Source organism: Streptomyces chattanoogensis (assembly GCF_001294335.1).
GTDB classification, from domain to species: Bacteria; Actinomycetota; Actinomycetes; order Streptomycetales; family Streptomycetaceae; genus Streptomyces; species Streptomyces chattanoogensis.
On the sequence record NZ_LGKG01000207.1, the window covers coordinates 313,564 to 332,614 of the forward strand.

Annotated in this window: 20 protein-coding genes; 8 read left to right on the forward strand and 12 right to left on the reverse strand. The window is 73.4% G+C overall.

Annotation, left to right across the window (positions count from 1 at the left end; translation table 11 throughout):
* Window positions 1-2: 2 nt before the first annotated feature.
* A complete protein-coding gene (locus tag ADL29_RS39875) occupies window positions 3-809 on the reverse strand; it encodes an IclR family transcriptional regulator (protein ID WP_211274479.1) in 807 nt (268 codons plus the stop codon).
* An 87-nt stretch (window positions 810-896) separates the two neighbouring features.
* On the opposite strand from ADL29_RS39875, the gene ADL29_RS39880 reads away from it, so the two are divergent.
* Together ADL29_RS39880 and ADL29_RS39885 are read left to right on the forward strand one after the other, a co-directional pair.
* A complete protein-coding gene (locus ADL29_RS39880) occupies window positions 897-1,154 on the forward strand; it encodes a Rieske (2Fe-2S) protein (RefSeq protein ID WP_053928352.1) in 258 nt (85 codons plus the stop codon).
* Window positions 1,151-2,338, forward strand: a complete 1,188-nt coding sequence (locus ADL29_RS39885; RefSeq protein WP_053928353.1) for an NAD(P)/FAD-dependent oxidoreductase — start codon at window positions 1,151-1,153, stop codon at window positions 2,336-2,338. Before ADL29_RS39880 ends, ADL29_RS39885 begins: the two co-directional genes overlap by 4 nt.
* 28 nt (window positions 2,339-2,366) lie before the next feature.
* Here the strand turns inward: ADL29_RS39885 and ADL29_RS39890 are convergent, their stop codons facing one another.
* Window positions 2,367-3,083 (reverse strand): hypothetical protein, encoded by a 717-nt coding sequence (locus ADL29_RS39890; RefSeq protein WP_053928354.1) that lies wholly within the window; start codon window positions 3,081-3,083, stop codon window positions 2,367-2,369.
* A gap of 318 nt (window positions 3,084-3,401) precedes the next feature.
* Here ADL29_RS39890 and ADL29_RS39895 point away from each other — a divergent pair, with 318 nt between their 5' ends.
* A complete protein-coding gene (locus ADL29_RS39895) occupies window positions 3,402-4,286 on the forward strand; it encodes a serine hydrolase (protein WP_053928355.1) in 885 nt (294 codons plus the stop codon).
* Here the strand turns inward: ADL29_RS39895 and ADL29_RS39900 are convergent.
* A complete protein-coding gene (locus ADL29_RS39900) occupies window positions 4,252-6,279 on the reverse strand; it encodes a heavy metal translocating P-type ATPase (protein WP_053928356.1) in 2,028 nt (675 codons plus the stop codon). The two genes, ADL29_RS39895 and ADL29_RS39900, sit on opposite strands and share 35 nt — an antisense overlap.
* 68 nt (window positions 6,280-6,347) lie before the next feature.
* Here ADL29_RS39900 and ADL29_RS39905 point away from each other — a divergent pair, with 68 nt between their 5' ends.
* The gene (locus ADL29_RS39905) at window positions 6,348-6,749 is read left to right on the forward strand and encodes an ArsR/SmtB family transcription factor (protein WP_053928398.1); all 402 of its coding nucleotides are present in this window, start codon (window positions 6,348-6,350) and stop codon (window positions 6,747-6,749) included.
* Window positions 6,750-6,812: 63 nt separating this feature from the next.
* Here the strand turns inward: ADL29_RS39905 and ADL29_RS39910 are convergent, their stop codons facing one another.
* Entirely contained in the window at window positions 6,813-7,562 is a 750-nt protein-coding gene (locus tag ADL29_RS39910; RefSeq protein ID WP_053928357.1) for a Clp protease N-terminal domain-containing protein, read from the reverse strand.
* Window positions 7,563-7,738: 176 nt separating this feature from the next.
* Here ADL29_RS39910 and ADL29_RS39915 point away from each other — a divergent pair, with 176 nt between their 5' ends.
* Window positions 7,739-8,503 (forward strand): hypothetical protein, encoded by a 765-nt coding sequence (locus ADL29_RS39915; RefSeq protein ID WP_053928358.1) that lies wholly within the window; start codon window positions 7,739-7,741, stop codon window positions 8,501-8,503.
* Between the two features lie 127 nt (window positions 8,504-8,630).
* Here ADL29_RS39915 and ADL29_RS39920 read toward each other — a convergent pair whose 3' ends face one another.
* Window positions 8,631-8,873, reverse strand: a complete 243-nt coding sequence (locus ADL29_RS39920; protein ID WP_046929493.1) for a zf-HC2 domain-containing protein — start codon at window positions 8,871-8,873, stop codon at window positions 8,631-8,633.
* Between the two features lie 49 nt (window positions 8,874-8,922).
* Here ADL29_RS39920 and ADL29_RS39925 point away from each other — a divergent pair, with 49 nt between their 5' ends.
* Complete coding sequence (locus tag ADL29_RS39925; RefSeq protein WP_053928359.1) at window positions 8,923-9,525, forward strand: sigma-70 family RNA polymerase sigma factor; 603 nt, start codon at window positions 8,923-8,925, stop codon at window positions 9,523-9,525.
* Window positions 9,526-9,659: 134 nt separating this feature from the next.
* Here ADL29_RS39925 and ADL29_RS39930 read toward each other — a convergent pair whose 3' ends face one another.
* Genes ADL29_RS39930 through ADL29_RS45885 form a run of 3 tightly spaced genes read right to left on the reverse strand, consistent with a single transcriptional unit; the run spans window position 9,660 to window position 12,864 of the window.
* The gene (locus ADL29_RS39930) at window positions 9,660-10,169 is read right to left on the reverse strand and encodes a copper chaperone PCu(A)C (RefSeq protein WP_245689827.1); all 510 of its coding nucleotides are present in this window, start codon (window positions 10,167-10,169) and stop codon (window positions 9,660-9,662) included.
* Window positions 10,166-12,544: a heavy metal translocating P-type ATPase gene (locus tag ADL29_RS39935; RefSeq protein ID WP_053928361.1), complete on the reverse strand. Its 2,379-nt coding sequence runs from the start codon at window positions 12,542-12,544 to the stop codon at window positions 10,166-10,168. Before ADL29_RS39935 ends, ADL29_RS39930 begins: the two co-directional genes overlap by 4 nt.
* Window positions 12,541-12,864 carry a hypothetical protein gene (locus tag ADL29_RS45885; protein ID WP_245689828.1) on the reverse strand — a complete coding sequence of 108 codons (324 nt, stop codon included), beginning with the start codon at window positions 12,862-12,864 and terminating at the stop codon, window positions 12,541-12,543. Before ADL29_RS45885 ends, ADL29_RS39935 begins: the two co-directional genes overlap by 4 nt.
* 282 nt (window positions 12,865-13,146) lie before the next feature.
* Here ADL29_RS45885 and ADL29_RS39945 point away from each other — a divergent pair, with 282 nt between their 5' ends.
* Together ADL29_RS39945 and ADL29_RS39950 are read left to right on the forward strand one after the other, a co-directional pair.
* Window positions 13,147-14,448, forward strand: a complete 1,302-nt coding sequence (locus ADL29_RS39945; RefSeq protein WP_053928362.1) for a cytochrome P450 family protein — start codon at window positions 13,147-13,149, stop codon at window positions 14,446-14,448.
* Complete coding sequence (locus ADL29_RS39950) at window positions 14,442-15,389, forward strand: L-tyrosine/L-tryptophan isonitrile synthase family protein (protein ID WP_053928363.1); 948 nt, start codon at window positions 14,442-14,444, stop codon at window positions 15,387-15,389. Before ADL29_RS39945 ends, ADL29_RS39950 begins: the two co-directional genes overlap by 7 nt.
* A gap of 91 nt (window positions 15,390-15,480) precedes the next feature.
* On the opposite strand, the gene ADL29_RS39955 is transcribed toward ADL29_RS39950, so the two are convergent.
* The 4 genes from ADL29_RS39955 to ADL29_RS39970 all read right to left on the reverse strand — a co-directional run bounded on the left by ADL29_RS39955 (window position 15,481) and on the right by ADL29_RS39970 (window position 19,018).
* A complete protein-coding gene (locus ADL29_RS39955) occupies window positions 15,481-16,284 on the reverse strand; it encodes an ABC transporter ATP-binding protein (RefSeq protein ID WP_053928400.1) in 804 nt (267 codons plus the stop codon).
* A 41-nt stretch (window positions 16,285-16,325) separates the two neighbouring features.
* Complete coding sequence (locus tag ADL29_RS39960) at window positions 16,326-17,378, reverse strand: FecCD family ABC transporter permease (protein WP_053928364.1); 1,053 nt, start codon at window positions 17,376-17,378, stop codon at window positions 16,326-16,328.
* Window positions 17,378-18,445 (reverse strand): ABC transporter substrate-binding protein, encoded by a 1,068-nt coding sequence (locus ADL29_RS39965; RefSeq protein ID WP_245689829.1) that lies wholly within the window; start codon window positions 18,443-18,445, stop codon window positions 17,378-17,380. Before ADL29_RS39965 ends, ADL29_RS39960 begins: the two co-directional genes overlap by 1 nt.
* 114 nt (window positions 18,446-18,559) lie before the next feature.
* Complete coding sequence (locus tag ADL29_RS39970) at window positions 18,560-19,018, reverse strand: cyclic nucleotide-binding domain-containing protein (protein ID WP_053928366.1); 459 nt, start codon at window positions 19,016-19,018, stop codon at window positions 18,560-18,562.
* Between the last annotated feature and the right edge of the window lie 33 nt (window positions 19,019-19,051).

Here is a 19,051-nt window from a genome sequence, read left to right on the forward strand (position 1 = left end):
GCTCAACAGGCGTACCCCATCCGCCGCGAGAGCTCCTCGGCCGCGGCGACGGTGCGCTTGACCACCTCCGCCAGCCGCTGCTCGGCGAGCCGGTACGCGGGCACCGACACGCTGATCGCCCCGATGACCGCCCCGTCGTGCGCCCGCACCGGCGCGGCCACCGCCCGCAGCCCCAGCTCCAGCTCCTCGATCGCCACCGCGAAGCCCCGCTCGGCCACCTCCGCCAGCTCCCGGCGCAGCGCGGCCGCCGAGGTGATCGTCCGCTCGGTCAGCCGGGCCAGTTTCCGTTGCAGTACGGCCTGTTGGACCGGTTCCGGCTGGTACGCGAGCAGCGCCTTGCCGCTGGACGTGGCATGCAGCGGAGTGCGCCGGCCGAGCCAGTTCTGGGCGGTGACCGAGGCCGGGCCGCGCGCCTGCATGATGTTGACGGCGGCGGTGCCGTCGAGCACCGCGATATTGACCGTCTCGCCCAGCTCGTCGGCCAGGGCCCGGCAGACCGGCGCGCCCTCCTGCGAGATGTCCAGCCGTACGGCCGCCGCGCCGGCCAGCCGCAACACCCCCGCACCCAGGTAGTACTTGCCGCGTTCCTGCTCCTGCGCGACCAGCCCCCGGTTCTCCAGCACGCCGAGCAGCCGGAACGCGGTCGACTTGTGGACGCCCAGCTCATCGGCGACCTCGGTCACCCCGGCCTCGCCGTGCCGGGCGAGGATCTCCAGCACGGTGACCGCCCGGTCCACCGACTGCACCGCACTGGCCGGGCTCTTCGGCGACCGCTCCGCCGCCCGCTCCTCCGCTGCCGTGTCCGTCATCCGGCCGACCTCACCGCAGGCACGGGGACCGCTTGACGCACCGGCTCCCCCTCGGGATTCTGTTGCACATAACGCTCCACTGTGCGCATGACGAAACGCGTTGGTGCCGAAAAGGCCGGACCGTACCTGGGGGCCCTGGTGAGGGACGTCTGCTGCCACTGCCACATCGATACCGCTCCTCCGATCTCCGTCGTCCCCGCCGACGGAGAGCTGTGCGCCATCGACGACACCCGCCCCCGCCGAAGCGCCGCGCTCCGCTGCGGCCGGCCGAAGGGGTGTCCGGTCGGCTGCCCGCTGTACGCCGCTTCATTCGATCTCGCCGCCGAGGAGGCCGACGCCCCATGAAGTCCGTCGCCGTCATCGGGGCCTCGCTGGCGGGGCTGTACGCCGCGCGGGCCCTGCGTTCCCAGGGGTTCGACGGCCGCCTGGTCATCGTCGGGGAGGAGCCGCACCGCCCCTACGACCGTCCGCCCCTGTCCAAGGACTTCCTCACCGGTGCCACCGATGACCAGGACGGGGCAGACGAGGACCGGCTGGCCCTGGCCGACGCCGAAGAGCTCGCCGGACTCGACGCCGCATGGCTGCTCGGCACCCGCGCCACCGGCCTCGACACCGGCGGGCGTGCGGTGCTCCTCGACGGCGGGCGGTCCCTCGTCACCGACGGCGTGGTCATCGCCACCGGAGCCGCCCCGCGCCGTCTCCCCGGCCCGTCACCCACCGGAACGCACACGCTGCGCACCCTGGACGACGCCCGGGCCCTGCGCGCCGATCTGGCCCGGGGTCCGGCCGAGGTCGTCGTGATCGGCGCCGGCTTCATCGGCGCCGAGGTCGCGTCCTCCTGTGCGGCCCTCGGCCACCGCGTCACCGTGGTCGAGGCCGCCCCGCTCCCCCTCGCCCCCCAGCTCGGCGACGAGATGGCGGGCGTGTGCGCCGCGCTCCACGGCGACCACGGCGTCCGGCTCCTCACCGGTACCGGCGTCGCGCGGCTGCACGGCACGGGCCCTGACGGCCGGGTCACCGGGGTCGAGCTGACCGACGGCCGGCTGCTCCCCGCCTCCGTGGTCGTCGTGGGCATCGGCGTGCGCCCGCGCACCGACTGGCTGGCGGACTCCGGGCTCCCGCTCGCCGACGGCGTCCTGTGCGACGCAGGCTGTGTCACCGCCCTCCCCCGCATCGTGGCCGTCGGCGATGCGGCCCGGGTGGCCGGCATCCGCGCGGAACACTGGACCAGCGCCACCGAGCAGCCCGCCGTCGCCGTCCGGAACCTGCTGGCCGGCCGCACCGTGGCAACCCAGCAGGCGGTGCCCTACTTCTGGTCCGACCAATACGGCGTCCGCATCCAGTTCGCCGGCCGCCGCCTGCCGGACGACACCCCCGAAATCCTCGAAGGCTCCCCCGACGACCGCAGCTTCCTCGCCCGCTACACCCGCGGCGAACGCACCACGGCCGTCCTCGCCCTCAACCGCCCCCGCCCCTTCCTGCGCCTGCGCCGCGCCCTCGGCCGCGCGGCGCAGCCGGCGAGCTCCTAGGGCCTGTCCGATGGGTCATGGCCGGGCCCTAGACCAGCCGCTTCCCGTTGTCGACATGCCGGGCCTTCGGCACCCCGCTGAACCGCCCGGACTGACCGGCCGGCGCCGTCCGCATCGCCCGTTCCGCGCCGGCCCGTTGCTCGTCGGCCGTGTCCACCGACGCCACATCGGTCCAGTAGATGTCCAGCATGGTCCGCAGCGACGTCGGCTCGCTGCTCGGCCCCATCGGCACCGTGATCTGGTCCAGCACCCGCCACAATTCGTAGTCCGGCTGTTCGGCGACGCCCCCGGACCGGGCGTGTGCGGCCTGATGGCGCTGCACCGCGAGCGCCAGTCTCCGCAGGCATTCGCGGTGTTCCTGCGCCACGGTGTGATTCGCGGAGCGGTTGTGGTCGCGCTTGGCACGGTTGACGTCGGCGAGGGCGTTCTGGACGGTACGGGCGAAATTCGCGGCGCGGTGCCGCCATTCCTCGTACTCATTTCTGGTATCGAACCAGTCCTTCTTGCCGGCCGGCCCTCGGGCGAAGCATTCGGTCTGGAATGCCTCGCGTTCCGCCTTCCGCTTCCGCAGGGCGGAGACATTGCGCTGCACCAGTGCCGAGAGTGTGTCGCGGGTGCGGTCGATCAGGGGCCGGCTGAGAAGTAATTCCCAGGTTTCCCGGTCGCGGGCCGGCGGGTGCGCGTTGTCGAGAACAAGGCGTTCATAGGCGTCGTTGTCCAGCCGGTCGAGAGCGTGGACGTCCATCAGGCGGCCTCCGAGCCGGTTGTGGGCGTTGCTGCCCCCATGGTGACGGCCGGGTCCGACATCCGGACAGGGCGCACGACGATCACAAAGCGCGCCCCCACCACCCCTGCCGGGCGCCGGGGTCACCCGGCGGTCAGGCGACGGGCGGCCCGCAGCCGACACCCGATTTGGCGAACGTCACATTTCGTTTACACCGGCAAATTTGGACATTTCCCCCTACTCGTTCGAGGTGATCGTCACTGGGCCCCGTATTGTCGCCCTGGCCCATGAACGGAAGTGAGCCGCGACCCGCACCGGGCGGCCGGAATGGAATTCTCTATGCACACATCGCGCATTTCCCGCTGGGCACGGCGCGGGCTGGTTGCGGCGGTGGCCGGCGGATCGCTGCTGACGGCCCTCGAGACGGCCGGTCCGGCCATGGCGAGCACCGCCAGCAGTCCGACGGGCGGCTCGACCGTTGTGTGCACCTCGAAGAAGCCCGGTCTGGCGCTCCAGCTGTCCCACGACATCGCCGCCGCCCTCGAAGGGCGGAAGGGCCGGTCGGCGCTGGCCGTCTACGACCGGACGACGGAGACCACCTGCCGTTTCCAGGGCGGCACGCACTTCGACTCGGCGAGCGTGGTGAAGGTCACCGTGCTCGGGGCGCTGCTCCGCCAGGCCGGCGAGGCGCACCGTCACCTCACGCCGCAGGAGGCCCGCTGGGCCACCGCGATGATCACCAAGTCGGACAACGCCTCGACCGACGCCCTCTGGCGCCGGGTCGGGCTCCCCGGGATCAAGCGGTTCCTGGACCTGGCTCAGATGCGCCACACCGTGCCGGGCAAGGGCGGGGCGTGGGGGCTCACCCAGATCACCGCGGACGACGAGCTGGCGCTGATGCGGCTGCTCACCTCGCCGAACACCGTGCTCACCCCCTCCGACCGCGCCTACGCGCTCGACCTGATGCACCGCGTCGAGCCCGACCAGCAGTGGGGAGTCCCCGCCGGCGCGCCCGCCTCCGCCACCGTCCACGTCAAGAACGGCTGGCTGCCCCGTAAGACCAACGGCTGGCGGGTGCACAGCGTCGGCGCCTTCACCGGGAACGGTCACGACTACGGCATGGTCGTCCTCTCCCACGGAAACCGGACCATGGACTACGGCGTGGCCACCATCGAGGCGGCCGCCCGGGTCATCCAGCGCGATCTGACCGCGGCCGAGGTCTAGGAGCGCACGCGCGGCGCCAGGCGGACTCGCGGAGCAGACGCAGCCCGTTGAGGCCCACGATGACGGTGGAGCCTTCGTGCCCGAGGACGCCCAGCGGGAGCGGGAGGGTGCCGGCCAGGTCCCAGAGCACCAGGCCGGAGAGGAACACGCCCGCGATGGCGAGGTTCTGTACGACGAGGCGGCGGGCGGCGCGGGAGAGAGCCACCACGGCGGGGACGGTGGCGAGTTCGTCGCGGACGATGACCGCGTCGGCGGTTTCCAGGGCCAGGTCGGAGCCCGCCTGCCCCATGGCGATGCCGGTGTGGGCGGCGGCCAGTGCCGGGGCGTCGTTGACGCCGTCGCCGACGACCAGCACCTTGCGGCCCGTGTGCGCCAACTCCCGTACGGCGGCGGCTTTGTCCTGAGGCAGGAGTCCGGCCCGTACCCCGGCGAGGGCGACCTCGTCGGCGAGGCGGGCGGCGGCGCGCGGGTTGTCGCCGGTCAGGAGGAGGGGCGCGCTGCCGGTGAGCGTGCGGAGGGCGGCGAGCGCGGCGGCGGCGCCGGGCCGGATCCGGTCGGCGAGCGCCAGGACGCCGACCGTGACGCCATCGCGGCGGACATGGACGACGGTGTGGCCGCCCTCCTCCAACTCCCTTGTATGCAAAGCGAGTTGACTCGGTGCAGAGCCCTGTGCGCCGGGTGACGGCCGGGGTGGCGCGGCGACGGTCACGGTGTGCCCCTGGACGGTGGCCGTCACCCCGGTGCCGGGCGTGGAGGTGAAGTCCTCCGCCACCGGGAGGTCCAGGCCGCGCTCGCGGGCGGCGCGCACGATGGCCCGGGCGAGGGGATGTTCGCTGCGGTGCTCGGCCGCGGCGGCGGCCGTGAGCAGGGCGTCTTCGGTCAGGGGAGCGCCGTCGGCCGGTCCGCCGTCCGGCAGCGGGTGGACGGCGGCAAGATACGGGGTCCCCTCGGTGAGGGTGCCGGTCTTGTCGAGGGCGACGGTGTCGATCCCGCCGAGGCGTTCCATGACGACGGCGGATTTCACCAGGACGCCGTGGCGGCCGGCGTTGGCGACGGCGGAGAGCAGCGGCGGCATGGTGGCCAGCACCACCGCGCACGGGGAGGCGACGATCATGAAGGTCATGGCCCGTAGCAGGCTGCCGGTCACCCCGGCGCCGAAGCCCAGCGGTACGGCGAAGACGGCGAGCGTGGCCGCCACCATGCCGACGGAATAGCGCTGTTCGACCTTCTCGATGAAGAGCTGGGTCGGCGCCTTGGTCTCCGAGGCCTCCTCGACCATGGCGACGATCCGGGCGATCACCGAGTCGGCGGCGTCGCGCTCGACCCTGACGCGCAGCGCGCCGGTGCCGTTCAGGGTGCCGGCGAAGACCCCGTCGCCGGGTCCCTTGGCCACCGGCAGGGGTTCGCCGGTGATGGTGGCCTGGTCGGCCTCGCTGTCGCCGTCCAGTACGCGGCCGTCGGCGCCGATGCGTTCGCCGGGGCGGACGAGGAGGGTGTCGCCGACCGCGAGGGCGCCGGTCGGCACGGTCTCCTCGCCGCCGTCGTCGAGGAGGCGGGTGGCCGTGGCGGGCGCGAGGTCGAGCAGGCCGCGTACCGAGTCGGCGGTCCGGGCGGTGGCCAGCGCTTCCAGGGCCCCGGAGGTCGCGAAGATGACGATGAGCAGCGCGCCGTCCGTCAGCTGCCCGACGGCGGCCGCGCCGAGCGCGGCGACGACCATCAACAGGTCGACGTCCAGGGTCCGTCGGCGCAGCGCCCGGAGTCCGGACCAGGCAGGTTCCCAGCCGCCGGCGACATACGCGGCCGCGTACAGCGGACCGTGGAGCGCGGCGGGGGCGCCGGTCAGCTGCAGCGGCAGGGCGATCAGGAACAGGGCCAGGGACGCGGCCGCCCAGCGGGCCTCGGGCAGCGCGGACACTCGGGTGCGCCACCGGGGAGCGACGGCCTCATGACGCGTCGGCGCCGGGGCGGGCCGCCGGGTGACGGTGGAAGACATGGCGTCACCATACAGGAACGAATGAACAACTCTTCATGTATTGACATATCGCTTGTAGGATGGGCTCCATGGGTCATGGAGTCGAGCGCAGCAGCACCGCCGCCACCACTCGCGAACGCCTCGACGCCGTGGGCACCGCCGATGTCGCCGCCACGCTCCAGGCGCTGGCCACACCCTCCCGGCTACGGATCCTGGCCCGCCTCCAGGAGGGCCCGTGCGCGGTCGGCGACCTCGCGGAAGCGGTGGACATGGAACAGTCCGCCTGTTCGCACCAGCTCCGCCTGCTGCGCAACCTCGGCCTGGTCGCCGGCGAACGCCGTGGCCGCTCGATCATCTACGCCCTGTACGACAACCACGTCGCCGAACTCCTCGACCAGGCACTGTTCCACGTGGAACATCTGCGGCTGGGCGTACGCGACGCCGCCCCGGCCGAACGGGCCGCCAATCCCCCGCGAAGCGCGCGGAGTTAGGGCAGCACGGACGCAGGCGGCGCCCCCGGGCGGCGCCGCCTGCGTCAACGGTGCACCTCCGGCTCAGGACTCGTCGCCGTCGCCGTCGCCGATGGCGGCGGCCATCACGGCCCGGACGGCGTTCTCCGCGGACTTCTTGTCGACCCCGAGGCCCGCGAGCACGCCCGTACCGGCCTCGAACTCCAGCAGGGCCAGCAGGATGTGCTCGGTGCCGATGTAGTTGTGCCCCAGCCGCAGGGCCTCACGGAAGGTGAGCTCCAGCGCCTTCTTCGCCTGCGCGTCGAACGGAATGAGCGCCGGCACCTCGTCGGACGCGGGCGGCAGCGCCGCGGTGGCGGCCTCGCGGACGGCGTCCAGCGAGACCCCCAGCTCCACGAGCGCCAGCGCGGCGAGCCCGGCCGGGTCGGTCAGCAGCCCCAGCACCAGGTGCTCGGGGCGGATCTCGTTCCCGGAGGCCGCGCGGGCGGCTTCCTGCGCGGCCACCACGACCTTGCGCGCCCGGGGGGTGTACCGGCTGAAGCCCTGCTGGGCATCGAGATCCGACAGTTCGCCGCCGGAGCCCTTCACCACGAAGCGCTTCTGTGCCGCCTGCTTGGTGACGCCCATGCTCTTGCCGATGTCCGTCCAGGACGCACCGGAGCGCCGCGCCTGGTCCACGAAGTGGCCGATGAGGTGGTCGGCCACATCACCGAGGTGCTCGGCGGCGATCACCGCGTCGGAGAGCTGGTCGAGCGCGTCGGAGTGCACCTTCTTGATGGCCTCGATCAGGTCGTCGAGGCGGATCGTATGCGTTGTGCGGTCTGAATTCGCCATGCGTCAACCATAGGTTGACGACACCTCGACGTCAACCCCGAGTTGACGATCGCCGGAGTGCTCGTCGGAGCAGCAGCTGCCCCGTCCCAACTGGCCCCCTTACACCTGATGTCCCATACGCCACCATGGGCCCCTCCCGTTCGGCCCCGCGGGCGGGGTGCGACGATGGGCCCGTCATGGTTGCGGGGCACATTCTCAGGGGGCTGCGCGCCGCGGTGTTCGCGGCGGTCTGTGTGCTGCTCGCTGCCCTCGGCCATGTGGCGATGTCGGATGCCGCGGTGCCCGGGTGGATGCTGCTCGCGGCCGGCGCGGGAACCGCGGCCGGTGCCTGGTGTCTGGCGGGGCGCGAACGCGGGCCCCTGACGGTGGGCTTGCTGACCGTGGGCACCCAGGCCGCCCTGCACAGCGCGTTCTCCCTCGGCCAGGCGTTCGCCGCCGCCGGCGGCGAACGGGCGTCACTGGCACGGCAATGGGCGAGCACCTGGCTGTGCGGCGCGCAGGGGATGTCGCTCGCGGACATCGATGCGGCGCAGCGGATGCATGCGCAGATGCCCGGGATGCACGGGCAGATGGCAGACATGGCCGGGATGCACGGGCAGCTGCCGAGCATGCCTGGCATGGCGGCCACGCATGCCATGGACGGCATGACTGGCATGACTGGCATGAGCGGCGGCGCGGGCGGCATGCTAGCCGCCCACCTGCTCGTCGCCCTGCTCAGCGCCTGGTGGCTGTGGGGCGGCGAGCGGGCGGCGTTCCGGCTCGTGCGCACCGTGTCGGCGTGGCTGTTCGCGCCGCTGGTGCTCGTCCTGCGGATCGTGCTGCCCGATGCGCCGCCCGCCGTACGCGCAGCCCGGCAGGAGCCGCGCCGGGCGAAGCGCCGGCTGTTGCTGGCCCATGCGATGTCGTTGCGGGGTCCGCCGTGTGAACCGGCTGTCGGCTGACAGCACGGTTGAATTCCCATTTCACCGGTCCCCGCCGAGCGCGGCGACCGGATCACGCGAAGGATTCCCAAGGACTCCGATGATGGTTCCGATGATTCCTGCCCGCAGGGGGCGCCGCGGCGTCCCGTCAGTCGAGGGCAGCCCGCGACCGCAGGCCCGCCAGCAGCGCGTCGACGGACGCCGTATCGCGCTCGGTGTGCGCGGCGGCCCGGCCGATGTCCGCCGTCAGCGCTCGTGCCCGTGCCTGCCAATGGCGGCAGTCCGCACAGCCCGAAAGATGGCAGTCGAGCCGGCGGTCGGTGAGGCCGGGCGGCAGTTCCTCGCCGTCGAGGCGGGCGGAGAGTGCCGTACGGATGCGGGCGCAGTGCATGGGCCCATCCTCCCCGACGCCTGCGCGCCCGGCGAGGGGCGGTCGCGGAATGCGCGATGACGAGGCGGTGACGGGGTGGGCGCTGGCCGCCCGCGGTGGCGACGAGCGGGCCGTCGAACAGTTCGTCCGGGCCACCCAGCTCGATGTACGGCGCTATGTGACCCATCTCAGCGGCGATCCGCAGGCGACCGACGACCTGGTGCAGGACACCTATGTCCGGGCACTGCGCAGTCTGCCCGGGTTCGAGGGCCGGTCATCGGCACGGACCTGGCTGCTGACGATCGCCCGGCGGGTGGTGGCGGACCGGATCCGTTCCCAGGCCGTACGGCCCCGGCTGGCGGCGACCGAGGACTGGCAGTCGGCGGCGGAACGGGTCCAGCCGCGCGGGGTGCCGGGGTTCGACGAAGGTGTCGCCCTGGCGGAACTGCTGACGGCGCTGGGGCCGGGGCGGCGTGAGGCGTTCGTGCTGACGCAGCTGCTCGGGCTGCCCTATGCGGCGGCCGCCGGGGTGATGGGCTGTCCCGTGGGGACGGTCCGGTCCCGGGTGGCACGCGCACGGGAGACTCTGATCGCCCGGCTGGCGGAGGCGGAGGGGGCCTGGGATCCCGTCCCGGGCGGCCCGCCGCGCGAGCTCGCGGGCGCCGCTGCCTGACCTGGCACTGACGCGGTGGCGGCCCCACTCGTGCCGGCAGACAGGCCGGCAGGCCCACTCGTGCCGGCGAACAGGCCGTCAGCCCCCCTCGTACCGACACCGGTCCGGTACGAGGGGGGCTTCGCCGTCCCGGCTCACGGTCCGGCGAGCGTCGCCACCGCCCGCGCCCGGACGGTGAGCGGTGGGCTGTCACGGAAGTGCAGGGTGAAGGTGAGCCGTTCCCCCGGTGAGAGCCGGGGCGGCGGGCTGACCATGATGTCCAGTCCGGTCGCCGTCATCCGCAGCGAGCCGCCCGCCGGGACGGTGGCGGCGCGCACCATCTCCATCCGCCGGGCGTTGCGCCCGATGTCGGCGGTGCGGCTGAGCATGGCGCGGTACCCGGGCGGGCCGGTGACGCCCGTCAGTTCGTCGTCCGCGGTGCCGGTGTTGCGGATCGTGAAGAACGCCGCGGTGGACTCCTTCCCGTACGGGATCAGCACCCGGCCCTCGGCGGCGCCGAGGCGTGCGGGGGTGCCGGCGTTGCCGGTGGCGGTCCAGGCGGTGAGGGTGCCCAGCGTCGCCAGGCACGAGAGCAGGGGTACGGCCACGGCCGCGCGCAGCCGCCTCGGCCCGTCCGTCCCGCTCAGCTCCTTCATCCGGTTCATCGGGCCTCCCAAGTGGCGTGCGTGCGCGGGCGGTTGATGCTCCGGGCGGGCTTCGCCGCCCGGGCCGGCTGCCAGGCCCGCAGCCGCAGACTGTTGCCCACCACGAGCAGTGAGCTGGCGGACATCGCGGCGGCCGCGAGCATCGGGTTGAGCAGGCCGACGGCGGCGAGCGGCACGGTGACGAGGTTGTAGCCGAAGGCCCAGACCAGGTTGGCCCGGATGGTGCCCAGGGTGCGGCGGGCCAGGCGTACCGCGTCTGCGATGGCCTGGAGGTCCTCGCGGACGAGGGTGACATCCGCGGCGCCGATCGCGGCGTCGGTGCCGCCGCCCATGGCGATGCCGAGGTCGGCGAGCGCGAGGGCCGCGGCGTCGTTGACGCCGTCGCCCACGACGGCGACCCGGCCGCCCTGTTCCTTCAGGGTGGTGACCAGCGCGGCCTTGTCCTGCGGGGTGGCCTGGGCGTGGATCTCGGTGATGGCGAGCTGCCCGGCCACCGCGCGGGCGGTGGCCTCGCGGTCCCCGGTGGCCAGTACGGGCCGCAGGCCCAGGCGGCGCAGATGGTCGACGGCCCGGTAGCCGTCGGGGCGGAGCGCGTCGCCGACGGCGAGAACGGCCTCGGGAGTGCCGTCGACGGTGACCAGGACCGCGGTGTGCCCTGCGGTCTCCGCGGCGCGCACGGCGTCGGGGAGGGGAGCCGGGAGGTCTGCGGGGTCGGCGGGCGGCCGGGCGACGGTCACCCGGCGGCCGTCCACCGTGCCCCGTACGCCGTGGCCGGGGGTGGCGGTGAAGTTCCTTACGGGGAAGTCCCTTACCGGGACCGGGAGTTGATCCTGTTCCTCCGCATGGGCGAGGACGGCTCGGGCCAGCGGATGCTCGGAACCCTGCTCCACGGCAGCGGCCAGGCCGAGCGCCTTGGCCGGATCCAGCCCGCCGGCCCGCGGCGTCAGGGCCGTCACGCTCATCCTGCCGGTGGTGAGGGTGCCGGTCTTGTCCAGGACGATGGTGTCGATACGGCGCAGCCGCTCCAGTGCCCGCGGCCCGCTGACGAGGATCCCCAGCTGGGCGCCGCGTCCGGTGGCGGCCAGCAGCGCGGTCGGGGTGGCGAGCCCGAGGGCGCAGGGGCAGGCGACGACCAGGACCGCGACCGCGGCGGTGAGGGCGGCCTGGGGGGCGGCTCCGGCACCGAGCCAGAAGCCCAGGACGGTGACCGAGACGGTCAGTACGGCGGGGACGAAGACGGCCGCCACCGCGTCGGCGAGCCGTTGCGCCGAGGTCTTGCCGGTCTGCGCGTCCTCCACCAGCCGGGTGATCCGGGCGAGTTGGGTGTCCGCGCCCACCGCACCGGCCCGTACCACCAGCAGACCGCCGGAGTTGACCGCGCCCCCGACGACCTCCGAGCCCGGCCCGGCCTCGACCGGCCGGCTCTCCCCGCTGATCAGCGACAGGTCCAGGGCGGAACTGCCCTCGGTGACCGTGCCGTCGGTGGCGACCCGCTCCCCCGGCCGTACGAGGAAGAGATCGCCGACCCGCAGCCGGTTCACCGGGATACGGACTTCGGTGCCGTCCCGGCGCACGGCGACGTCCTTGGCGGCGAGCTCGGCCAGGGAACGCAGCGCGGAGCCGGTGCCGCGCCGGGCCCTGGCCTCCATCCGGCGCCCGGCCAGCACGAACAGCGGTACGCCGACGGCCGCATCCAGGTAGAGATGCGCGGTGCCGTCGCCGGCCGTGGGCAGCAGTGTGAAGGGCATCGTCATACCGGGCAGCCCGGCGCCGCCGAGGAACAGCGCGTACGCCGACCAGCCGAACGACGCGGCCACGCCGAGGGAGACCAGGGTGTCCATGGTCGCGGCACCGTGCCGCAGGCCGCGCAGCGCACGGGTGTGGAAGGGGGCCGCACCCCATACGGCGACCGGCGCGGCGAGGACGAAGCACAGCCACTGCCAGTGGAGGAACTGCCAGGCGGGGACCATGGAGAGGGCCAGGACGGGGAGGGAGAGGACGGCGGTCAGCAGCAGCCGGCGGCGTTCGGCGGGGGCGTTGCCGTCCTCGGGTGCGGTGCTGTCCTGGGAGGCGCCGTCGTCCTCGGTGCCGGGATGTGCGCCGTGGTCCGGCTCCGGGGCGGACTCGGGGAGCCGCGCCGTGAAACCGGCCGCCTCGACGGTGGCGATGAGGTCGTCGACCGGGAGCGCCTCGGGGTGGCTGATCCGGGCCCGGCCGGTGGCCAGGTTCACCGAGGCCGATACGCCGTCCAGCCGCCCGAGTTTCTTCTCGACCCGGCCCACGCAGGCGGCGCAGGTCATGCCGCCGACGGTCAGCGTGGTGGTGCGGGACGCGCCGGCCGGGGCGGTGGCGTCGTCCGGGGGCGTGGCCGTCATCGCATGCCGTCCATCCCGGGCATCCGGCCCATGTCTCCGTTGTGGGCGGGCGCGGGGCCTCCGGTACGGGCACCGCCCGCCGGGTGCAGGCCCGGCGCAACCGGTCCGGCGGCGGCGCCGGCCCCGTACGACAGCGCGAAGAGCACCGCGAGGAGTGCGACGAAGCCGATGACCGGCCGGGCGGGCAGCAGCCGTTGGACGGCCGGGGGGAGAACGGACCGGCTGCGGTCGGCCGAAGAGACCGCAGTGTCCGGGGTGTCCGGGGTGTCCGGGGTGTTCGAGGTGACCGGTGGGATCGAGGGGGCCGGAGAGGGAGGCATCGCCGCTCCTGGGTGGGGTTGGGGAATGCGCATCGTCGCAGGCCGCAACGGGTTCGAGGGAGCAGAAGCCCCCCGTCCGGCGCGTGAGGTTTATCCCTCGCACCGGGCGGAACCGGGCGGCCGGCCCGGCCGACTAACTGGGTTTCCGCATCCGGCACAAGGGCGGTCAGACCCTGGGCCTTTGTGGGCGAAATCCCCTTGCCCCGCGGGAACTCCACGCGCCCGCCGCCCGACCTCTCCAACGCCGTGCTGTCCGGGCACGGAGTTGAGGAGACCACCACGATGTCCGCAGCGTACGCAGCACCGGAACCCGTCGAGCTCTACGGAACGGAGTACAAACGCGACCCCTACCCCCTCTACGCCGAACTGCGTGCGCGCGGGCCGGTCCACCGGGTCCGCTTCCCCAGCGGCGTGTGCGCCTGGCTCGTCACCGGCTACGAGGCCGCTCATCAGGCGCTGACCGACCCCCGGCTGGGCAAGCACCACTCCCGGGGCAACGCCGCCTGGCGGGCCCGCGCCTCGATCATGCCGGAGCCGCAGCACTCCCAGCTGCAGGTCCATCTGCTGCATCAGGATCCGCCGAAGCACACCGCGATGCGCCGGCTGATCACCGAGGCGTTCACGCCGCAGCGCGTCGAGCGGCTCCGCCCGCGCTTCCAGGAGATGGCCGACGCCCTGCTCGACGCGCTGCCGCACCCCGGCCGCACCGGGCACGCCGACCTTGTCGACGCCTTCGCGGCCCGCTTCCCGTTCCAGGTGCTGGCCGAAGTCATCGGCCTGCCGGAGGAGTTCGGTGACCGCTTCGACCGTGACTGGGGGAAGGTCGTCCAGCCCGTCGGCCCCGAGGATCCCGGACGCCCGGCATACGAGGCGCGGCTGCGCGGACTCCAGGGCTATATCGCCGATCTGGTCGCCCACAAGCGGCGCGAGCGGGGAGAGGATCTGCTGTCCCGTCTGGTGACCGCCCGCGACGAGGGACACCTGCGGCCGGAAGAGCTCGACTCCATGATCTTCCAGCTGCTGGTCGCCGGCCAGGAGCCGGTCACCAACCAGATCACCACGGCGCTGGTCACCCTGCTGCGCCGCCCCGAGCAGCTGGCGCGGCTGGCCGACCGGCCCGAGCTGCTCCCCCGGGCCGTCGAGGAACTGCTCCGTCATGACAGCGCCTTCGAGCTGACGACCTGGCGCTTCTTCGCCGAGGACGCCGATCTGCACGGGACCCGCATCCCGGCCGGCGACTCGGTGATCGTCTCCCTCTGCGCCGCCAACCGGGACCCGCGCCAGTTCCCCGACGCCGACACCCTCGACCTCGACCGCTCCCCCAATCCGCACCTCGCCTTCGGCCACGGCATCCACTTCTGCCCCGGCGCGGCGCTCGCCCGCGTGGAACTCCAGGTCGCCCTGGGCACGCTGCTGCGCCGGCTGCCGGGCCTCCGGATGGCCGTACCGGAATCCGAACTGCACTGGATTCCGGCGGTACTTGCCCGTGGGATCGACCGGCTTCCGGTGGCGTACGGTCCTGCCGGAGACGAACCGGCAGCCTCCCGCTGTCCCGTGGCGCACGTCCCGGATGCCGCATGCTGACCCACGCTCCGCACCCCGACAGAACCGCCGGCCACCGCGCCACCGCCGAAGCGGTCCTCACCCTCCTCCTCCCCTACCGCCGCACCCTGGACGACCCGCAGGACGCCACCCCCGACGCCTTCCACCCCCAACTGCGCCGGCTCACACCGGCCATCGCGGCCGGTGCGCCGATCCGCTTCACCCTCCCCGGCTTCCCCTGCAAATCCCCCAACCCCGCCAAGGTCCTGGGCCACCTCCCCGACGAGGGCGAACGCCTCGCCCTGCGCTTCCTCGACGGCCTCTGCGCCCGTATCGCCGCCGTCCACCCGCCCGGCGCCCGCATCGTCATCTGCTCGGACGGACATGCCTTCAGCGATCTCATCCGGGTTCCCGATGCGCACATCGACGCCTACGGCGACGCCCTGCGCACGATGATCCGGGACGAAGGCCTGACGCATCTGGACCTCTTCGATCTGCGCGATGTCCACGGCGACCTGCCGTACGACGAGCAGCGCGCCCGGCTCCATGCGCGCTACGCGCCGTCCCTGGAGACCCTGCGGTCGGGGACCCGCGGCGGCGACGAGGAGACCCGCCGCCTCTACCAGGGCATCACCCGCTTCCTCTTCGAGGACACCGCGGCCTTCCCCGGTACGCGGTCGGCGCTGCAACGCGACTGCCGGACCCGCGCGTACGGCGTGATCCAGCGCAGCCGGGCCTGGGGCGCGCTGATCGCCGAGCACCATCCCCGTGCGGTCCGGCTGTCCATCCATCCGCAGCCCCGCGGCTCGGCCAAATTCGGCATGCGTCTGCTCGATGCGCCGGATGTGTGGATGACGCCCTGGCATTCGTCCGTTCTCCAGCACCCGGACGGCAGGCGGCAGTTGATGCGCCGGGCGGACGCCGAACGGCTCGGCCGCCTGGTGCTGCGCCAGGGGCGGCCGAGCCATTTCGAGGCGACGTAGCGGAGGGAGGGCGCGCGGTGGCGGAGTTCCGGGACCGTGCGCCCGTCCGACCGCCTGTCGGCCGGGCCCGTTCGTGCCGCAGGCCGGAGGGCTAGCCGGCGGGCTCCCGGAGCAGGTCGGCGCCTGCGGTCTGCCGGTGGTCGAAGGCGATCAACGGGTCGCCGGTGAGGGGGTGTGCGGTCACCGCGGCGCGTACCCCGAAGACCTCGGCCAGGAGTTCCGGGGTGAGCACCGCGCGCGGCGTACCGGACGCCACCACCGTCCCCTTGTGCAGCACATGCAGCCGGTCGCACAGGGACGCCGCCGCGTTCAGGTCGTGCAGCGAGATCAGCGTCGTACGGCGCTGCGCGCGCAGCAGGCCTAGCAGTTCCACCTGGTGCCGGATGTCGAGGTGGTTGGTGGGCTCGTCCAGGACCAGCACCTGCGGTTCCTGTGCGAAGGCCCGTGCCAGCAGGACCCGTTGGCGCTCACCGCCCGACAGCGCGGAGAACCGGCGCGTCGCGTGCCCGGCCATGCCGACGGCGGCCAGGGACCGGGCCACGGTCTCCCGGTCGCCGTCGTCGTCCCCCGCAAAGGCCCGCTTGTACGGTGTGCGGCCCATCACCACCACCTCCCGCACGGTCAGCTCGAAATCGCTGCCGCGTTCCTGCGGGAGCGCGGCGACCTGCCGGGCGGCCCGGCCGGGGCTCAGCTCGCGGATGTCGGCCCCGGCCAGCAGCACCCGCCCGGCGGTGGGCCGCAGATGGCGGTAGACGGTGCGCAGCACGGTGGATTTCCCGCTGCCGTTGGGGCCGACCAGCCCGGCGATCTCGCCCTCCGCCGCGACGAGGTGCACCCCCGCGACCACATCGCGGCCCGCATAGCCGACGTGCAGATCCTCGATCTCGACCCTCATCGGCCCGCCTTCGCCCTTCGCCACCGTCCCGTCCCCGGCCTTCATCGGCCCGCCTCCATCCGCCGGTCCAGGATGAACAGCAGGGCGGGTGCCCCGATCATCGCCGTCACCACACCCACCGGAAGCTCCTGGGTGTCCATCGCCGTACGGCACACCACATCGACGACCACCAGCAACAGCGCCCCGGTGAGCGCGGAGAGCGGCAGGAGGCGCCGGTGGTCGCCGCCGACGATCAGGCGGCAGAGGTGGGGCACCATCAGCCCCACGAAGGCGATGGCACCGGAGACCGATACCAGGACGCCGGTCAGCAGGCTGGTCACCACGAACAGCTCGCGGCGCAGCCGGGTGACGTCCACGCCGACGCCGGCCGCGGTCTCGTCGCCCATGATCAGGGCGTTCATGGGACGGGCGCGGGCCTGGAGGACGAGCAGCCCGGCGGTGACGGCGAGCGCCGGCAGCCACAGCACCTCCCATGTCGCCCCGCTCAGGCTCCCCATCAGCCAGAACAGCACGCTGCGGGTCTGCTGCTCGTCCTCGGCCTGCAGCACCAGATAGCTGGTGAACCCGGCCAGGAACTGCCCGATCCCCACGCCCGCCAGCACCAGCCGCAGCGGCGAGAATCCCCCACCGCGCCGGGCCATGCACCACACCAGTGCGAACGCACCGAGCGCCCCCGCGAAGGCGGCCGCCGACAGCCCGAGCCCCAGCAGACCGCCGGTGCTCGCGCCCAGCACGATCGCGGCGACCGCGCCGAGGGAGGCGCCGTTGGAGATGCCCAGCAGATACGGGTCCGCCAGCGGGTTGCGTACCAGTGCCTGGGTCGCGGTGCCCACCAGCCCGAGGCCCGCGCCGACCAGCGCCGCCAACAGGGCCCTGGGCACGCGCAGTTGCCACACGATGAGGTCGTCGGTGCCGGGCCGGGGCGCCCCGCCGCCCAGCCGCCGGAACACCACGGACCACACCTCGCCGGGCGCGATATCGGTGGAGCCGAGCGCCACGGCGGCGGTCAGCGCCACCGTCAGCGCGACGCCCAGCCCCAGGGCGAGCGGCGCCGGACGCACCGTACGCCGTCCGGTCCCGGTGACCGCCGCCACTACCGCCCCGCCCTGAACTCCGCGGGGTGGATCGTGTGCGCGATCTGCTCCACCGCCTCCGCGTTGCCGACCCCGGCGATCGTCGTACGCTCCGATCCGATCCGCAGGAACTTCCCGTCCTTGACCGCCCGCAGCCCCTTCGTGGCCGGGAAGCTCTTCAGGAACGCCTCCGCCTGGTCGTACGCCTTCGCCGTGGCCGCCGCATCGCCCCGGTTCCGTACCCCCAGCTGGATCCAGTCCGGATCCTTGGCGACCACGTCCTCCCAGGAGACGGGCTTGAAGTCACCGTCGCATCCGGCGAAGACATTGCGCGCGCCGGCCTGGTGGATCACGGCATTGGCGACCTGCTTGCCGCACACCGCCATCGGCTGCTTGGTTCCCGCGTCGAAGTCGAAGAAGAAGTAGCCCGGCCGTTTCGCCTCCGGTATGTCGCCGACGGCCTTGTGCACCGCGGCGACCTTCGCCCGCATCCCCGCCACGAGTTCCCGCGCCCGCCCGGCGGTCCCGGTGACCGCGCCCAGCCGGGTGATGTCCCCCTCCACCCCGGACAGGTCCCGCTGCGGCTCCTTCGCCATCGACGCGCATGCGGTGGACGCGAGATAGACGTGCTTGATGCCGGCCGCCCTGAATTCGTCCTCGGTCGGCGCACTGCCCGAGCCGCCCATGTTCTGCATGGAGGAGAAGGTGTCGACATAGAGGTCGGCCCCCGACCCGAGCAGCTTCTCCTTCGCGATGACCGCCTTCCCCAGCACCGGCACCTTCCGGGCCTGTGCGTCCAGCTTCCCGGGCAAGGTGCCCTTGCCGGGCGGGAATCCGGTCCCGATGACCCGGTCGCCCGCCCCGAGGCGCAGCAGCATCTCCAGCGCGGACGCATTGCTGGTCACGATCTTGCGGGGGGCGGCGGTGAAGGTGGTCTCGGCGCCCTTGCAGTCGGCCGCCTTCACCGGGAAGCCGCCGGCCCCGCGCCCCGCGGCATCCGTCCCCGTCCCCCCGTCGGCCGCTCCGCCGCACGCGGTCGCGGCCAGCGCGACGACCACCGCCATCCCGCACATCTTTCCAGGACGCATGGACCTTCTCCCCTATGGCTACGACCGATTCGGCGCGGGCCGCGGTCACGGCCCGGCACAGGTAGTCGGCGGGGTGGGGGTTACGGTTCCCGGCAGTCGACCGGCGGATCGGGGTCAGGGTTCGAGGCCGCTGCCCTGGGGGCCGTAGAGGTCGAGGAGCCGGACGCGGGTGCGCTGGAGCCGGTCGGCGACCGTCTCGGCGACATAGCGGTAGACCGCACGGCCGAGGACCGGGTCGTCCTCGCAGAGTGCCCGGACGACGGTGGCGTCGAATTCCACGGCCTCCACCGTGCCGACGGTTTCGGCGCCCAGGTGCCACAGATACGGCGGGAAGAGCCAGGACCAGCCGAGGAGGTCGTCGCGGCCGAGGGTTTCGACGACCGCGGCGCGCCGCCCGGGGACGTGCTGGTCGAGGGTGACCTGGCCGCTGCGGATGATCCAGAAGCGGTCGGCGCGCCGTCCCTCCTCGAAGATCCGGGTGTCGCGCGGCAGCGACACCTCGTGCGCGATCGCGGTCAGCCGTTCGCGTCCGCCGGCCGGCAGCGCGTCGAGCAGATTCGTGGTCGTGGTCATCGCATCCTCCGTCCGCCGCGCAGCACCGCTGTG

Coding starts and splice junctions, on each gene's coding strand:
- ADL29_RS39875 (WP_211274479.1), bottom strand. CDS start 809: ATGACGGACACGGCAGCGGAGGAGCGGGCGGCGGAGCGGTCGCCGAAG.
- ADL29_RS39880 (WP_053928352.1), top strand. CDS start 897: ATGACGAAACGCGTTGGTGCCGAAAAGGCCGGACCGTACCTGGGGGCC.
- ADL29_RS39885 (WP_053928353.1), top strand. CDS start 1,151: ATGAAGTCCGTCGCCGTCATCGGGGCCTCGCTGGCGGGGCTGTACGCC.
- ADL29_RS39890 (WP_053928354.1), bottom strand. CDS start 3,083: ATGGACGTCCACGCTCTCGACCGGCTGGACAACGACGCCTATGAACGC.
- ADL29_RS39895 (WP_053928355.1), top strand. CDS start 3,402: ATGCACACATCGCGCATTTCCCGCTGGGCACGGCGCGGGCTGGTTGCG.
- ADL29_RS39900 (WP_053928356.1), bottom strand. CDS start 6,279: ATGTCTTCCACCGTCACCCGGCGGCCCGCCCCGGCGCCGACGCGTCAT.
- ADL29_RS39905 (WP_053928398.1), top strand. CDS start 6,348: ATGGGTCATGGAGTCGAGCGCAGCAGCACCGCCGCCACCACTCGCGAA.
- ADL29_RS39910 (WP_053928357.1), bottom strand. CDS start 7,562: ATGGCGAATTCAGACCGCACAACGCATACGATCCGCCTCGACGACCTG.
- ADL29_RS39915 (WP_053928358.1), top strand. CDS start 7,739: ATGGTTGCGGGGCACATTCTCAGGGGGCTGCGCGCCGCGGTGTTCGCG.
- ADL29_RS39920 (WP_046929493.1), bottom strand. CDS start 8,873: ATGCACTGCGCCCGCATCCGTACGGCACTCTCCGCCCGCCTCGACGGC.
- ADL29_RS39925 (WP_053928359.1), top strand. CDS start 8,923: ATGCGCGATGACGAGGCGGTGACGGGGTGGGCGCTGGCCGCCCGCGGT.
- ADL29_RS39930 (WP_245689827.1), bottom strand. CDS start 10,169: ATGAACCGGATGAAGGAGCTGAGCGGGACGGACGGGCCGAGGCGGCTG.
- ADL29_RS39935 (WP_053928361.1), bottom strand. CDS start 12,544: ATGACGGCCACGCCCCCGGACGACGCCACCGCCCCGGCCGGCGCGTCC.
- ADL29_RS45885 (WP_245689828.1), bottom strand. CDS start 12,864: ATGCCTCCCTCTCCGGCCCCCTCGATCCCACCGGTCACCTCGAACACC.
- ADL29_RS39945 (WP_053928362.1), top strand. CDS start 13,147: ATGTCCGCAGCGTACGCAGCACCGGAACCCGTCGAGCTCTACGGAACG.
- ADL29_RS39950 (WP_053928363.1), top strand. CDS start 14,442: ATGCTGACCCACGCTCCGCACCCCGACAGAACCGCCGGCCACCGCGCC.
- ADL29_RS39955 (WP_053928400.1), bottom strand. CDS start 16,284: ATGAGGGTCGAGATCGAGGATCTGCACGTCGGCTATGCGGGCCGCGAT.
- ADL29_RS39965 (WP_245689829.1), bottom strand. CDS start 18,445: ATGCGTCCTGGAAAGATGTGCGGGATGGCGGTGGTCGTCGCGCTGGCC.
- ADL29_RS39970 (WP_053928366.1), bottom strand. CDS start 19,018: ATGACCACGACCACGAATCTGCTCGACGCGCTGCCGGCCGGCGGACGC.